This is a genomic window from Dendronalium phyllosphericum CENA369 (assembly GCF_016056275.1).
Classification (GTDB): domain Bacteria; phylum Cyanobacteriota; class Cyanobacteriia; order Cyanobacteriales; family Nostocaceae; genus Dendronalium; species Dendronalium phyllosphericum.
This window is the reverse complement of sequence record NZ_JAECZA010000054.1, coordinates 12108-28184: the sequence shown is the minus strand read 5'-3', so window position 1 is coordinate 28184 and position 16077 is coordinate 12108. Positions and strand designations below refer to the sequence as shown.

Below are 16077 nucleotides of genomic sequence, written 5' to 3'. Positions count from 1 at the left end.
AGGGAGAGAGCAGGGGGAGATGGGGGAGATGAGGAAGTAATTTTTAATAATGATAATTGAGCTTTTGATGGTGAAATTTGGGGCTTTGAGGGCGAAAGTTGAACTTTGAAAGGTGAAATTCGAGCTTGCGATCGCAAAGCCTAAGGTTTCAAGGCTGAAGTTTGCACCTTTGAGCTTGAAGTTTGCGCCTTTGAGCTTGAAGTTTGCACCTTTAAGCCTGAAGTTTTTAGTTCCAAGCCTCTTTCTCCCCCAGCTCCCCCTGCTCTCTCCCTCCCCCTCACTCTTCTACCCTACGGCGACGGCGACGAGGTCTTTCCTGTCGGTCTGGACGCAAGCGGCGACTGACTTCATTAAAGAAATCGCTTCGTATATAAGGATAATCATTTACCCATAGGTCATGACTAGGGATGTATACTTCGCTGAAGTCTTCAATACTGCTCAAATCTGGGCGATTTGACATGACTATCATTTCAGCAATTTGACCGCGCACAATAACTTTGTGAACAGGACGTAGTGGTGCTTCTAACTCTACGCTAAATCCTGTGTCATCGCCCACCTCTAAGTTGATTCGTTTTTCTCGATTTTCAACAATTACTAAATCGCCTTTGCTGTTGACGGTTTCTTGTTTGCCAATCAATCGATCTGTAATCCACCAATCAAGAATTCGACCGCGAAAAAAGCCACTGTACTTGTAACGGCGGCTTTTTGCATTCCGTATACTTGCCTGAAATGCTGGATACCACAGCCAAAAAAGAGCGCCGAATACTCCCAAAAAAAACATGATTGGCCCAAACTCCAGGCCGAATAGGACTCTCACAAGCAGAATCACAGCTACGGCAACCACGGAAATTAACAACCGCTGCAAAAAATTTGAAAACTTTCCCCAGTAATACTTGTACTGCGGGCCAGTGGCAATTAAGGGGATGAGTTGTTCAAATTTCTGGCGAGTCAGGGGGACTATCATAAGTGCTGAATGCTGAGTGCAGAGTAGTAAGAAGGTTAGAGTATCTTTTCTAATCCATATACTAACGACTTTAACTGTAAGACTTTGCGAATCGCTAGTAATACTCCTGGCATATAGCAAGAGCGATCGCTTGTATCATGCCGTAAAGTATATATTTGACCGGGCGCGCCAAATATCACTTCTTGATGAGCTATGAGTCCTGGCAAACGCACGCTATGAATTCTGATTCCTTCTTCTGCTAGACTGCCCCTTGCACCAGCTAATTTCTCCGTTTCCTCTACAAGAGCGGGGTTAAAAGTTTTACCTATTTCGGCTAACAACTGTGCGGTTTGAATAGCTGTACCGCTGGGAGCGTCAGCTTTTTGGTTGTGATGCAGTTCAATAATTTCCACGTGGTCAAAGTATTGAGAGGCTGTGACTGCGGCTTGTTGCAACAGCACCATGCCAATAGAGAAGTTAGGAATAATTAAGCAACCAGTACTAGCTTTTTCGGCAAAGTCTGACAAATCTTGAATTTGTTCTGGACTTAACCCCGTAGTTCCAACTACAGGGCGAATGCCGTAAGCGATCGCACTGCGAATATTGTCATAAACTGAATCGGGATGAGTAAAATCTACAATTACTCCTGGTGGCAATTGTCTTTCACCAGCCACATAACCCAGCATGGGTTCTAATTGATTAGTGATGGGAACTTCCAGGGGTTCGGTTAAACCCGCTAATTCTCCAGCATCTTTACCTTGATGTTCTGGACTGGTGTCAATTGCACCCATTAAATTCAAGTCTGGTGCTTGGGACACTGCTTTGATGACCTCGCGGCCCATTTTACCAGCAGCACCATTAACAATAACTGGGATAGGCGCTTGATTAGTCATAGGTCAATAAACGCTTTTTGAGTCAACAAGGGAATTGTAAAGGGATGAGGGCATGAGGGGATAGGGAATGAGTGGGACAGAGGAGATAAAACAACTGACAACTGCCTGTACAATTAAGTATGAAACATCAAAGCCTTTAGATGCTGCGATTTTTCAATATGAATTGTTTGTGCAAAAGCTTGTGAACTTTTTTATTGGGTGTGCAGTTTGGGCGTATAAAGGTTGGGTAGGTGAACTGTATCCCCAAGGTACTCGTACTACTGATTTTCTCTCCCTCTACAGCCGTCGTTTTACCACAGTTGAGGGCAATACCACTTTCTACGCTGTACCTAACCAAGAAACTGTAACTCGTTGGGCATCAGAAACACCCCCAGGTTTTGAATTTTGCTTGAAATTGCCGCGAGATATCACGCATAAAGGTTTACTACAACCTAATATTTCTGCTGCTTTAGGTTTTCTGGAGGGTATGCGCCCTTTGGGTAAGCATCTTGGCCCAATATTTGCCCAATTACCGCCAAGTTATGCACCTGTATTATTAGAAGATTTGACTGCCTTTCTGGAAGCTTGGCCGCGTAAAGAAGCACCACTGGCGCTAGAGGTTAGGCATCGCGGTTGGTTCAGCGAACCGCATAATAGTAATTTGACAGAACTTTTAGAAAAGCTTGGTGTGGGACGGGTACTGTTGGATTCGCGTCCCATTTATACAGGAGATGATGACCCCCAGTTACAATCGGAACGGCGCAAACCTAAATTACCAGTGCAATTTAGCCTGACAGCCCCTTTTAGCCTGATTCGGTTTATTTCTCATCCGAATTTATCTGTGAATCAGCCTTTTATGGAAGAGTGGGTAACGCAAATTCAAAAATGGTTACAGGCGGGAACGCGGATTTATTTCTTTGTTCATTGTCCTCTAGAAGAGCGATCGCCTAGCACAGCACGTTACTTCCAACAGCTATTAGAACAAAGTAACATAGCAGTTCCACCTCTGCCTTGGAATAATCTCGATTGTCCTCCCAATCAGCTGAGTTTATGGTAAATATATTCAGTGCTAAAGACTTAATTTTATCCGTTTAAGCTGATAGAAACGTGGAGAACTAATAAATCTTTTTCCATTCCCAAATTATTAAAGTTACACTGGCAACTCTACAATTATTAAGTTTATGCTTCTACCATAAAATTTGTTATTTTTTCGCTTTTGTAATGTATCTAAGCAATTACTAATTTTCAAAAGAGCGAGCAAAAAGAGTAATAATAGTTATTGCAATACTTTTTTGATAAAAGCCGATACAATCGTGCCCAATAAATAAGGGTATGGCTGTTTCATGCGTTTAAAAACTTAAAGGTTAGAAGCCTAGGTCTATACCAACAAAGCCGTGAGTAGCAAGCTAAGAAGCTGTAAGATTAATAGTCCACATAAGTAGACTTAGTTCTTATAGTTCCATTCTGTTCTGTGGGCTATATACGGTCATGAAACAGTACTGCAAAAGGGTATCAGTAACGTCTGAATATAACTAACAAAAATGTATTGATTACTGATTTGATTGTGGGTGAAGCAATTTTTGTGTAAGTAGTTACATCCAAGGAGGTTAAGATGAGTCGTCTTCTTTATGAAAACTCAGTTTCATATCAAGGATATCTCATCATTCCATTTGTTTTTGGCAAAGCGGATAATTACGAAATTTATTCGTATAAACTATTGTCAGAAATTGGGCATAAAAGCAAATTTCACAAAGCCGAGAATCCAGCAGGAATTTATGGCAGTAGTATCAGTAATATTGTGGCGATCGCCAAAGAATATATTGACGAACATTCAGAATTGGTCAGTCAAGATGATACTTTCAAGTCTCGCTACATTTACCGCAACAACTTGATTATTGTCTTTGAAGAAGGAGGTAAATATTTTTACGACCATTACCCACCGGAATCATTAAATAATATTGCAGCACCAAAATTATTCAAATCTGAATACGAATGCTTAAATTGGATTAAGCATTCATCAAATGACATGCTTAATTATTGGAGAGTCTGAAATTTAAAACGTGCATGGCTATGTAGTCATAACCAATTGAAAAATAGAATAAAGAAGTGATGAGCGATCCCAAAACACATCTAGATCCTGAAGAACCTGGAAGTTTTGTCACAGAAGATGATGACGGTACTATTAGAGAAGCTACACCTGAGGAAATAGAAGAGACAATAAAACAGTGGGAGCAGTGGGAAAATGACGCGAGTAGCAACGAAAGTTGATTTATTGCAGGGCAAACAAGTTTACTACCGAGGATACATCTACAATCCTGTATGGATAGATGAAAAACAAGTCTGTATCTGTATGCCTGGATATAGACCTAATTCATGGATTACTCCGTATCCTAGTAGTTCTTTTACAAAATGTTCCAGTGAAGTGCTGCCAATTGGACATTTTGAGTTATTAATCCTGGATTAATTAGGGACTTGATGGGCGACGTATGCGGGAACGAGCAAGATAAAAGTTGTATTTGATGTAACCTCAGATGACTTGGTTGGTTAGGTATTGCAGTGAGTGATATTTAAAGTGAACGCACTATGCGGCTACGCCTGAATCAACCAAGTCATCATTGAATATTTATGAGCGATTTTTCAGGAATCAGCTATTGTAGTAGTATTGATTATCTGTTGTAGTACGCGAGGAGGAACAAAGATGACTGAGTTTGTAACAGTCCGGGTTAATTTGCCAATTTCAACCCTACGAATACAAGGCGCAGAGATTCTGAGTTCAGTCCTTAGCCTTACAGAAATGAAATTCAGAATTTAGGGGCACTTTTTTAACGGGACGGTTTGATAGAACCTCCTGAACATAACTGTCCTCCTCTGTGAAGCCTTGTGCAAAACAAGCAACACACATCGAGGAAACATTAATGAATTTGAATAGCTTAGGCTGGAGTAATTTTTTTGCTAGCAGCTTTGAACCCTATCGCCAACAAGGATTTAGCGTTGGTAGGGTCGCTATTGAATATAGAAATACCTACACTCTCTATAGCGAACGTGGAGAACTGACGGCAGAAGTTACAGGTAAATTGAGGCATCGGGCTACTCAACCTCAAGACTTTCCAGCCGTGGGGGATTGGGTTGTGATTCGCGTGCGCGAGTCGGAAGGGCAAGCAACTATCCATGAGATTTTACCGAGAAAAAGTAAGTTTTCCCGCAAGACGGTAGGCAGTAAAACAGAAGAACAAATAGTTGCAGCCAACGTTGATACTGTATTTCTAGTCTCAGGATTGGATGGGGACTTTAATCCCAGACGAATTGAGCGTTATCTGGTTTTGGCTTGGGAAAGTGGTGCAAATCCGGTGATTGTTTTAAATAAGGCAGACTTGTGCAACTCTTTAGAAGAGTGCTTGGCACAAGTGGAAGCAGTTGCCATTGGCGTACCAGTGATTGTCTTAAGTGCTACGAGTAATCAAGGATTGGATGCCTTGAAACCTTACCTGCAACCAGGACAGACAGTTACTTTGTTGGGTTCTTCTGGTGTTGGTAAATCTACTATTACCAATCAACTTAAGGGGGTAGCAGTGCAAACTGTACAAGCTGTGCGCCAAGGTGATGACCGAGGCAGACATACCACAACACATCGCGAGTTGATTTTGCTACCCACTGGCGGCTTAATTATGGATACCCCAGGAATGCGGGAAATTCAAATTTGGTCGGGTGATGAAGGTTTGCAAGAAACCTTTGCAGACATCGAAACCTGGGCGCAGGAATGCCGCTTCCGCAATTGCCAGCATAATAACGAACCTGGTTGTGCAGTGCAGCAAGCATTAGCAGAAGAAAGACTTGATTATTCAAGGTTTCTTAGCTATCAAAAGTTGCAAAAAGAACTCAACTATCTTGTCCGCAAACAAGACCAAAGGGCACAACTAGCCGAGAAAGAACGATGGAAGAAAATCCATAAAGCCATGCGGAATCATCACAAGCATTAATTGTACAAGCGCTGGGAATTTTTCTGCTTTGATTGAGGGATGGGAAATTCTCCTGTAATTAATTCACAGGTAAAAAATTCCCATCCAGTATTAAGTAATAATTCGTAATTAAGATATAGAAAAAAGTTTGCGATCGAAAGTTTCTAAGACTTGACTCTATTCCTCAAATTATAAATTTTTTCCATTGGGATTGCACCAAACTGATGGCTAATATCTAATTCTGAAGTGTGTATTTTTAGTTAGCTTCAGTTTAATGATTTGTTACTTTCCAATACAAAATAATTTTCTTAATAAAGAAAAATTAAGTATTGTAAAAAGCATATTTCCGTTTTCGCTCGGATCTCGGCTGAGGGTGAATTTGGTTTCAATGGAAACAGGGGAGTCAGAAGTTACTTTACCTCTGTAATTGTCTAAGTTTACAGAGAATGTGTAATGAATATCCGCATCTGGATAGTTCCGCACAACAATTTTCAGAAGTGAAGCGAATCTAACCCTCAATTAACTAGAAGCCTTCAAATCTCAGGTGGAATTCAGGATTGACGATGAGCCAAAGCTTCCATGAAAATTCTCCAGCAAATCAACCGCCAATCGCGAGCGAAATGCCACAAGCAAACTTCCAGAATTCTCTCAAACACGAAACTGTTATGATTGGGGGCGATCGCAACTCGAATGCCCCACCTGAGAGTCAATCATATTTGCACCAAGCTATTGAATATTCTCCCGTGGGGATGGCCGTGTTCGATCGCCAAATGCACTATCTTGCTGTAAGTCGCAGATGGCTAGAAGAGCATAACCTAACTGATGACATTATTGGACGCTCTCACTACGATATCTGTCCCAACATTCCCCAAAAGTGGAAACAGATTCACCAACAGTGTTTAGCAGGTCAAATTGCCCAAAACGATGCCGATCCTTATCCACAAGCAGATGGATCTGTGGAGTGGGTGTGCTGGTCAGTCCGCCCTTGGTACACTGCAAGCAATGATATCGGCGGCATTATTATATTCAGCGAAAACATCACCCAGCGCAAACAAGCTGAAGCCGCCCTGCGCGATCGCAACACTCTATTGCGCTCTATCTTAGAAAACACACCAGGCTTCATTGTTGTCAAAGATTGTCAAGGTCGTCATGTTGCTCTCAACACGAATTTAGCCAACTTTTTTGGCAAGCCAATAGAAGACATTATTGGCAAAGACGATTCTGAACTGTTTCCGCCCGAATTTGCGCGTCAAATGATGGCAAAAGACCGCCAAATTATCACTACTGGGATTGCTGAAACTTACGAAGAATATGTCTCTAATGGTGACATCAGTAGCACGTATCTGACTACAAAGGTTCCTTGGCGTGATGGTCGTGGTAACATCCTCGGCATCATCGCAATAACACGCGATATTAGCGATCGCAAACAAGCCGAAGAATCTCTACGCGAAAGCAACATCCTATTGCGCTCTATTTTGGAAAGCACGCCAGACTTGATTGTTGTTAAAGATTGTCAAGGGCATTATGTTGCCCTCAACTCTAATTCAGCAAACTTTCTTGGCAAGTCAATTAAGAACATCATTGGTAAAGACGATTCTGAGATTTTTCCGCCGGACATTGCGGGTGTGATGATGGCAAAAGACCAACAGATTATCAGCACAGGTATTAGCGAAACTTACGAGGAATATCTCTCTAATGGTAACGACATCAGTGGAACTTTTCTTACCACAAAGGCCCCTTGGCGAGATGCTGATGGCAACATTCTCGGCATCATTGCCACAACCCGAAATATTACTGAACGCAAGCAAGCGGAAATCGCCCTTGCCAAAGCCAAAGAAGCGGCGGAAGCAGCAAGTTTCGCTAAGAGTGAATTTTTAGCTAACATGAGTCACGAGTTGCGGACTCCCCTCAACGGCATTCTTGGTTATGCTCAAATTTTGCAACGTTCCAAACATTTGCAAGAAGACGAGCGATCGCGTATTGATGTAATTTATCAGTGCGGTTCGCATTTACTGACTTTAATTAACGATATTTTAGATTTATCAAAAATCGAAGCGCAGAAAGTAGAACTCATATCAACAGATTTCCACTTTCCAGCTTTCCTCCAAGGCGTTGCAGAGATGTGCCGCATCCGCGCCGAACTAAAAAACATTCAATTTCACTATCAACTAGCCTCAGAATTACCTGTGGGCATCCATGCGGATGAAAAACGTCTGCGGCAAGTATTGATTAATTTGTTGAGTAACGCCATCAAATTTACCGATACAGGCAGTGTCACTTTTACGATTAGTTATGCTTCCCAAGGAAAAATCCGCTTTGAAGTACGCGATACAGGCATCGGCATTGCTCAAGATAAACACCAAGCGATTTTTCAACCTTTTGAGCAAGCAGGAGATAACCGCCGCCAAACTGAGGGCACAGGCTTGGGATTGGCAATTAGCCAAAAAATTGTAGAATTGATGGGTAGTAATATTCAACTTCAGAGTGAGCTTGGCGTTGGCAGTATTTTTTGGTTTGATGTCAATCTACCTGAAGCTGATGAGTGGGTGAGAACATCTCAAACCGATGATTACGGACAAATTATTGGTATTAAAGATTGCCGACCCAAAGTTCTTGTTATTGACGATAAATGGGCGAATCGGTCGGTAATTGCTAATTTGCTCGGCCCCATCGGCTTTGAAGTTGCGGAAGCTAACGATGGCGAAGAAGGTTGGCAGAAAGTTTTGGAATTTCAGCCAGATTTGGTTCTCACCGACTTGTTAATGCCAAAACTCGATGGATTTGGGTTAATCGAGCGCATTCGTAAATCAGAAGTATTTAAACACATTATCATTATTGTTTCATCCGCGAGCGTATTTGAAAGCGATCGCCATCGCAGCTTAGAAATGGGAGGAGATGATTTTCTCCCCAAACCCGTACAAGCAATGGAACTGTTCCAAAAATTGCGGAAACACTTGCATTTAGAGTGGCTATATGAAGAACAAAAAACTTTAAACCAGCCAGAACGAGATAATACCGAGCTATTCGCACCACCCACAAAAGAAATAGAAACCCTGTACGAGTTGGTAATGAAAGGCAACTTTAAGGGAATTATAAAACAGGCGGCATTGCTCGAACAAATGGATGAGAAATACATTCCTTTGGCGAAAAAGCTGCATCAATTGGCAAAAGAATTCCAAGACCAAGAAATTCTGGCACTCATTCAATCTCTTAATTAAGCGGTATGAATTTTGTAACTGACCAAACTGCAACGGTTCTCATTGTTGATGATAATCCTGCAAATTTAGGTGTGTTATCTGATGCCCTAGATGAGGCTGGTTTAGAAGTGTGGGTAGCGAAATCAGGAAAAGTAGCGCTAGAAAGAGTTACGTATGCTCTACCCAATTTGATTTTGCTGGATGTAATGATGCCAGAGATTGATGGTTTTGAAACCTGTCGGCAATTAAAGGCAAATCCAGCAACTAAAGATGTTCCAGTCATTTTTATGACGGCACTCTCTGATACTGACAACAAAGTTGAAGGTTTTCAAGTTGGCGCTGTAGATTATATCACTAAACCTTTTCAGCAAGAGGAAGTGCTGTCACGAGTTAAATTACACTTGAAGTTATCCGAGCTAGCACAGCAATTAGAGCAGAAAAATGCTCAGTTAGAGGAAAAAGTTGCAGAAGTCAGCTTTGCCTATGATGAACTCAAACAAATGCAAATTAAGCTGATTCAAAATGAGAAACTATCTAGCTTAGGAGAGATGGTTGCTGGCATTGTTCATGAAATTAATAACCCTGTAAATTTTATTTATGGCAATCTGATTCATGCCAATGAATATACTCAAGAAGTACTAACTCTTTTGCATCTGTATCAAGAAGAATACCCAAATCCTACCCCACGGATTCAAGAACAACAGGAATTGGCGGACTTGGATTTTATCGAACACGATTTATTAAAGTTACTCAACTCCATGAATTTTGGCGCGCGACGCATTCGTGAAATCATCAAATCTATGCGGATTTTCTCGCGTGTAGATGACGCTAAAATGATAGAAGTTGATATCCATGAATGTATTGATAGCACGCTAACAATTTTAAATTATCGCCTCAAAGCACAACCAGAACATCCCGCAATCCAAGTGGTTAAACAGTACAGTTTGTTGCCACCAGTCGAGTGCTATGGAGGACAAATCAATCAAGTGTTTATGAACATTGTTGCCAATGCCATTGATGCATTGGATGAGTACAATCAACAGCGTTCGTTTGCCGAGATTGAGAAGGAACCAAGTCGCATTGAGATTTATACTCAAACAATTGGAGACGATTGGGTTACCATCCACATTGCTGATAACGGGCCGGGTATCTGCGAACAAGTGAAAGCAAAGCTGTTTGAACCCTTCTTTACGACGAAACCTTCTGGCAAAGGTACTGGCTTGGGGTTGTCTATCAGCCATCAAATCATTGTAGAAAAACATGGCGGTAGTCTCTGCTGTGAGTCTACGCCAGGAGAGGGAACAGAATTTGTAATTCAAATTCCTATTCAACAGCGAGTTTCCCAAGTTGCTTAATTCACTGAATTAACGAAGTTATACGCGATCGCTAAGGTAACCAAAATTCAGGCAGAATAGATTTACCCAAATTACGCAACGTTTGGTTGAGCGATCGCGCTACTTGAATATGCGCTTCATCCTCTTCTACAGGTAAAATCTCAGCTGGCGTACCCTCTTTTAAATAAGACACCACCAAATTTGCCGCCTCTAAACCAGTCACATAAGCCTTTTCTTGCGACCAAGAACCGTGACGGTTGGCAATCCAATCTCCACTCATAAATACATTCGCAAAACTTGTTTTAGCTGGCAACATATAACGATAGCTTCCTGGCGCAAAGTGAGTTACAGCGTTTGGCAAGCGAATTACACTGCTATCAATTACTTTCGCCTGCCGAAATCCTGGAATACAAGTTGCTAAATAGCGCTGAACTATCGATACAATTTCTGCATCATTCAAACTCAAAAACTGATTTGCGTGATAGAAATCAGCTTCAATTACCGTTCCTGATTCATATTTGTATTCATCATGTAAGGCATTCAAATCAAAAAATGTCCATCCTGTAGTAGCATCGAACCCAAAACAAGCATTAGAAGGACGGTGAATATCAATTTTGCGGTCAAACCACAGCCGCGTTGCTAATACATCAATTGCCCCTAAATTACTCAAATTACGAAATTCTTCACGGCTTTGTAAGCTGGCACTAGTTGAGACAATTTTCTGGATGCCAGCGATCCCAACAGCAAAAATTACAGCATCAGCATCAAACACTTCATCGCCGCAAACAACACCCTTTGCCCGATTATTACTATCAATAATTAAATCTGTAACTCGCCGCTTGGGCAACACTTTTGCCCCAGCTTTTTCAATACGTTCCACCCAAGGACGAAATATTTTTTCCCCAACTGTTCCCCGACACCAAACTACATCAAAATCAGATTGGTGAGCCAAAATAAAATAGTAAAGCATTCCTAAAGTTGCAGCGGCCGAACATTGTTCGCCAGGGGCAAACAAACCTACCAACAACATTGGTTCAAAAGCTTCACGATAAAGTCGGGCGGAAACGTTAAAATCTTTGAATAATTCACGGGCAGTGAGAAAATCGTAACGCCGCCAAGCCGCATCGGAATTGTCAAAATCTACAACAGCATAAAGTAAAGGCAAAGCACTGAGGCGATCGACAAGTGGCAGACGCTGAAACTGAGTGTAGAGAAATGTGCCTAGAGGTGAGGGCAGCCGTGGTAAGTCTTGGAAAATTGGGGATTCAACTTCCAACCCCGCAGGCGAATACTGCGAAGAACGAGTCCAGGTAGTAAAAGGATTAATATTTAATTCATTGATTAAAGAAAAAATATTTCTGTAAGGATACCAAAAGCCGTGAATCCCGGCTTCAACAGATTTTCCTGCTGCTGTTTGCCAACCTGCCACCAGTCCGCCAGGATATGCGCCAGCTTCTAGCAGTGTGACATCGTACCCTTGTTTTGCCAACTGGTAGGTTGCGCCTAAACCAGCCCAGCCAGCACCAACAACAACAACTCGTTTTTGTTGCAACCCTTCGCTCATCCCTGCCTCCGCTTGTTGCAGTCCATCAACTAATGTATACGAACTTGCGTTCAGTCGTGGATATACAGCAGTTTTCGTTTACATGAAGTACAAAGTCATTGGTTTTGAGGCAGGAGGCAGAGGGCAGGAGGCAGGAGGGAGAAGAATAATTTGATTTGTGAGTTTTTGGTTCTGTACCTCACTTACCTGCAATCTGCTGTAAATTAGAAAAGGGTTTATCAAGCAAAAAAGCAAGAGAACAATTTTTATTTTCTGGCTAATAACTAGAAGGTTTTAGTCATTAGCCTTTACTACAAATTACAGGCTTGAGGTTTTACCAGTTTGCGCTTGTGTTTCAATTGGTTTGACATCACTGTAACCAAATTCACCAGCGATCGTCCGCAATATTGACATTTGTTCTTCAAATTCCAGTCCTTCGACTTGAGATAGCAAATCGTTAGTTGCTTTAGTCGGTTTATAGCTATCTGGGATGTCAACTACTGTATCTCCCATAGCTACTGCCCAAGCATATAAAACTAATAATTGATTGTTTTCTTTTAACGCTCCATAAGCACGAGAGTATTCTGTATCTTTGCGGTTAACTATATCCCGCATAATCTCTAATTGCTGCTCGTCGGACAACTTCAGATAATCTCCTAATAGCAGTGGTGCTAATTCCGGTTCTGCGGCAGCGGGAGCAGCTGGAGTGATGGAATCTCCCATTTTTTCATAAACAAAATATAGCCATGCTAATTTAGCATCGGTATCTAGAGCATTAAAATCATCTACTGATTTTTGAGTTTTATCAGTTAGAGCTTGAGGAACTGATTGATTATAATTGGCAGTCATAATTTGTCTCCATGATATCTGAATTAAGTCAAATTAAGGCTTACCAAAATTTCGGAATTAGATTCTACTTCCGAGAGAAAGAGTTAAAACAATTAAATCTTAATAAATTAATCTATCTTTTAATAGAGGTTAATATCTCTCGCTAGATGCCAACGTTACAAGAGATAACTTTGGTACAATCTCTCCAGCAGTTTAAAAATTAAACAAGGTGTATAAGAAATGACTGATGAAATAAAGCCAAATGTTAATGAAGCTCCTACCCATGATGCACAGTTAGCTGCTGAAAACATAGCTAGTGGCGAAGAAAAAGCACCAAAGGTTGATTTTGACGCTGATTATGCAGCTGCTCAAAAATTGAGTGTTAGTGAAGTTGACCGCACTGGTAAAGGTGCAGCCGCCGCAGAAGCCGCAACAGCACCCAAGCAAGCAATTCCCACACAAGTAGAGACAAAAACCGAAGCGCAGCCAACTGGCAAACCCGAAGATTATCAAGAGCTAGCAAAAGAAGTTGGGGGTTCAAAAACTGAGGCTACAACTAATGTTAGTGATGATTTAGTAAAACAAGCTCTAGAAAAGGGTCAACCCAAAAATTAAGTTTAGTGTAATAGTTATTCAGCCAATAGTCTCACCTAAGACTATTGGCTTTTGCATATGAGTTAGTTAACACCTTTGATAACTTCTAAGAGTTCGCTTGGTTGATGAATCAAAAAATCTGGATTTTGTTTTGCTAATACTTCTGGAGAATTGAATCCCCAAGTGACAGCGATTACTTTGATATTAGCTTTTTTTGATGCTTCTATATCTCTAGTTTCATCACCAACATAAATAACTGCTTGAGGTTTAAGTTGCTTTTGTCTGAGTGCATTATTAATGATTGTTGTTTTACCAAAAATTGTTACTCCTGAGTAAATAAAATCAAATAAGTTATCTAGCTCATTACTTTTGAGGAATCCAGTCACGTTTTCTTTAGAATTAGACGTAATAATTCCTAAGCGATAATCTTGATTTTTGAGTTCTGTTAACGCCTCTTGAATTCCAGGAATAGGTTTAAATTCGTGGATTTTATTTTTTAACTCTGATTTGACTTTCTTCAGCAGAAAAGGAATTTTAAATAAAGAGATACCTGAGTATTTAATAATTTCTCTAGAAGTTAAATTTCTGAGCAGGGCTAGTTCTTCTTCTGTGATTTGTACGTAACCAAACTCTACAGCTAAACGGTTGGCAATACTTACAAGAGCATCTACCGTATCCGCGATCGTGCCATCAAAATCAAAGATAATTACTTTTTGAGTCATTCTTTAGTCTGGATGCGTCAAGATTAGCACGGGCATTTCGTCGTAACATTTCTGGCTTAATCCGCCGCAACGCTGATGCCGGAAATCGTATATCCCACTCCTCATTAGAGATTTGGGCTAATTCTATCAGCTTAGGCCCAAGATTCCCAGGATAAGGCTGAAAATCTTCCACATCTGTTGTCTGGGCAAAACGCTGATTCCAAGGACACACATCTTGGCAAATGTCGCAACCAGCAACCCAGCCTTGTAAATGGGGTGTGAGTGTCTCTGGTAATTTTTCCGCCCGATTTTCAATTGTATGATAAGCAATGCAGCGATTAGCATCTACCACAAATGGCTGAGTAATCGCACCTGTGGGACAAGCTTCCAGACAACGACTACAGCTACCGCAGTGTTGTGTATGAGGGCGATCGCTCTCTAATTCCAGATTGGTCAAGACTTCTCCTAAGAATACCCAAGAGCCATACTCTGTTGTAATTACATTACCATTCTTGGCAATCCAACCAATTCCCGCTCGTTGCGCCCAGACTTTATCTTGCACGGGGCCAGTATCTGCATAATAACGGGCTTGAATGTCTGGAGCGAGTGATTCTAACCAATTAGTTAGCGCCTTCAGTTTTTTGTGCATTACCTTGTGATAATCCCTTCCCCAGCCATAACGAGAAATTTTAGCGTATTCCTCGCTTTCAGGACGTTGATGCGGTGTGTAGTAATTGAGAGCGACACACACTAGCGATCGCGCCTCTGGCATAACTAAACTAATATCCTGGCGTTTTGGATTATTCATCCATTCCATATCGGCGTGATAACCCAACGCTATCCATGCTTGCAACTTCTGTGCTTCTGTGTTGTCTGTTTTTTCCACAGCAGCAATTCCAACTTTGTGAAAACCCAACTCTTGGGCTTTCTTCTTGATTAAACTGCTGTTTGTTACAGAACACTGATTCATTTTTCCAATCGGGATTTAGCCCAACACAGAGCAATTAGATTGTACATCATGCGATCTATACCCCTATTTATAGCTGGGGACTGGTGACTGGGTGAAAAATCTTTTTGTGTCTAGGTTCGATCGTCTGTTGATGTCCTAATACTACTGGCGACGGCTATAACATTTGCTACTCATCCTCAATGTAAATTTTATTTGCATTTTATTAAGAAATAATGCAATATATAAATTGAGAGGTGAGCAACCCCAAATGATGAATGTTTTGGTTGTGGTCAATCAATAAAGGTTCTCTCCAAGGTGGTGGCTAAGGTGAGCATTGTCACCCTAGCCGTCTAACCATGTATCGATATCCTCCAACCTCAATGTTTTATCAATTCAGTTCCCAGGCAGCAACTTGGGAACAAATTCTTTCAAAAGTAATAAATTTATCCATCAACAGGAATACTTACTCGCATTTTAGCAATCTACCTCGGCGGTAGCTTTCTTTATATTTGCTTTTGATGCAAATTGATGTTAAGTGAGTGCGATATAGGTATTTTTATGAAAGCTGCTGAATCTTTATCTGTAAACCAGATGAGCGTTGATGCCATAGCAAAAGAAGAATTGAAAATTGAGGGAATTACAGAAGCCTGTATTTGGCATTATTTTCAAACTTTGAACGCTGGAGAATTTCAGGCAACTGCTGCTTTATTTGCCGATGATGGCGTGATGCATCCACCCTTTGAATCTGATATTGTAGGGCCGAATGCGATCGCTACCTATTTACAACAAGAAGCCCAAGGTATTAAAGCCGATCCCCGTCAGGGAATTGTCGAAACTTTAGAAAATGACCAAATCCAAGTTCAGGTGACAGGCAAAGCACAAACATCTTGGTGTGGTGTCAACGTTTTGTGGCTATTTATCCTCAACCAACAAAAGCAAATTATCGACACGAAAATCAAACTTTTAGCCTCTCCTCAAGAGTTGCTTTCCTTGCGTCCCCAAAAGTAGCTAATAACTGATATCAATTCTTGATTTGTAATTACGAAATATCAGATTTAATCGGGGTTTCGAGGTTTAAATCTGTTGAAAAAGAACCGATTGCGGAATGATTCGAGTAACAAGCAGTTGTTCTCTTGCGGTAGTAACTTGAGCAAAGGTTC

The 16077-nt window shown here is 41.2% G+C and carries 15 protein-coding genes; 9 read left to right on the top strand and 6 right to left on the bottom strand.

Features of this window, described 5'->3' with window-relative positions:
• Window positions 1–277: 277 nt before the first annotated feature.
• The gene (locus I8752_RS13825; protein ID WP_214432895.1) at window positions 278–964 is read right to left on the bottom strand and encodes a phosphate ABC transporter permease; all 687 of its coding nucleotides are present in this window, start codon (window positions 962–964) and stop codon (window positions 278–280) included.
• Window positions 965–999: 35 nt separating this feature from the next.
• A complete protein-coding gene (gene dapB, locus I8752_RS13820) occupies window positions 1000–1836 on the bottom strand; it encodes a 4-hydroxy-tetrahydrodipicolinate reductase (RefSeq protein WP_214432894.1) in 837 nt (278 codons plus the stop codon).
• 181 nt (window positions 1837–2017) lie between these two features.
• On the opposite strand from dapB, the gene I8752_RS13815 reads away from it, so the two are divergent.
• From I8752_RS13815 to I8752_RS13785, 7 genes are all read left to right on the top strand, one after another.
• On the top strand, window positions 2018–2872 hold the full coding sequence (locus I8752_RS13815) for a DUF72 domain-containing protein (protein WP_214432896.1): 855 nt from the start codon (window positions 2018–2020) through the stop codon (window positions 2870–2872).
• Window positions 2873–3427: 555 nt separating this feature from the next.
• On the top strand, window positions 3428–3865 hold the full coding sequence (locus tag I8752_RS13810) for a hypothetical protein (protein ID WP_214432893.1): 438 nt from the start codon (window positions 3428–3430) through the stop codon (window positions 3863–3865).
• Window positions 3866–3924: 59 nt separating this feature from the next.
• Entirely contained in the window at window positions 3925–4083 is a 159-nt protein-coding gene (locus I8752_RS13805; RefSeq protein WP_214432892.1) for a hypothetical protein, read from the top strand.
• Complete coding sequence (locus tag I8752_RS13800) at window positions 4058–4279, top strand: hypothetical protein (protein WP_214432891.1); 222 nt, start codon at window positions 4058–4060, stop codon at window positions 4277–4279. The genes I8752_RS13805 and I8752_RS13800 overlap by 26 nt, the downstream gene beginning before the upstream one ends.
• A gap of 451 nt (window positions 4280–4730) precedes the next feature.
• Window positions 4731–5792: a ribosome small subunit-dependent GTPase A gene (rsgA, locus tag I8752_RS13795; RefSeq protein ID WP_214432890.1), complete on the top strand. Its 1062-nt coding sequence runs from the start codon at window positions 4731–4733 to the stop codon at window positions 5790–5792.
• A gap of 542 nt (window positions 5793–6334) precedes the next feature.
• On the top strand, window positions 6335–8989 hold the full coding sequence (locus I8752_RS13790) for a PAS domain-containing protein (protein WP_214432889.1): 2655 nt from the start codon (window positions 6335–6337) through the stop codon (window positions 8987–8989).
• 5 nt (window positions 8990–8994) lie between these two features.
• Entirely contained in the window at window positions 8995–10323 is a 1329-nt protein-coding gene (locus I8752_RS13785; protein WP_214432888.1) for a sensor histidine kinase, read from the top strand.
• A gap of 31 nt (window positions 10324–10354) precedes the next feature.
• On the opposite strand, the gene I8752_RS13780 is transcribed toward I8752_RS13785, so the two are convergent.
• Together I8752_RS13780 and I8752_RS13775 are read right to left on the bottom strand one after the other, a co-directional pair.
• Entirely contained in the window at window positions 10355–11866 is a 1512-nt protein-coding gene (locus I8752_RS13780; RefSeq protein ID WP_214432887.1) for an FAD-dependent oxidoreductase, read from the bottom strand.
• A 297-nt stretch (window positions 11867–12163) separates the two neighbouring features.
• Window positions 12164–12694 carry an orange carotenoid protein N-terminal domain-containing protein gene (locus I8752_RS13775; RefSeq protein ID WP_214432886.1) on the bottom strand — a complete coding sequence of 177 codons (531 nt, stop codon included), beginning with the start codon at window positions 12692–12694 and terminating at the stop codon, window positions 12164–12166.
• A 219-nt stretch (window positions 12695–12913) separates the two neighbouring features.
• Between I8752_RS13775 and I8752_RS13770 the strand changes: the two genes are divergently transcribed.
• Entirely contained in the window at window positions 12914–13288 is a 375-nt protein-coding gene (locus I8752_RS13770) for a hypothetical protein (protein ID WP_214432885.1), read from the top strand.
• A 62-nt stretch (window positions 13289–13350) separates the two neighbouring features.
• Here I8752_RS13770 and I8752_RS13765 read toward each other — a convergent pair whose 3' ends face one another.
• Entirely contained in the window at window positions 13351–13989 is a 639-nt protein-coding gene (locus tag I8752_RS13765; protein WP_214432884.1) for an HAD-IA family hydrolase, read from the bottom strand.
• A complete protein-coding gene (queG, locus tag I8752_RS13760; protein ID WP_214432883.1) occupies window positions 13964–14938 on the bottom strand; it encodes a tRNA epoxyqueuosine(34) reductase QueG in 975 nt (324 codons plus the stop codon). The genes I8752_RS13765 and queG overlap by 26 nt, the downstream gene beginning before the upstream one ends.
• A gap of 537 nt (window positions 14939–15475) precedes the next feature.
• Here queG and I8752_RS13755 point away from each other — a divergent pair.
• A complete protein-coding gene (locus tag I8752_RS13755; protein WP_214432882.1) occupies window positions 15476–15925 on the top strand; it encodes a nuclear transport factor 2 family protein in 450 nt (149 codons plus the stop codon).
• Window positions 15926–16077 lie beyond the last annotated feature (152 nt).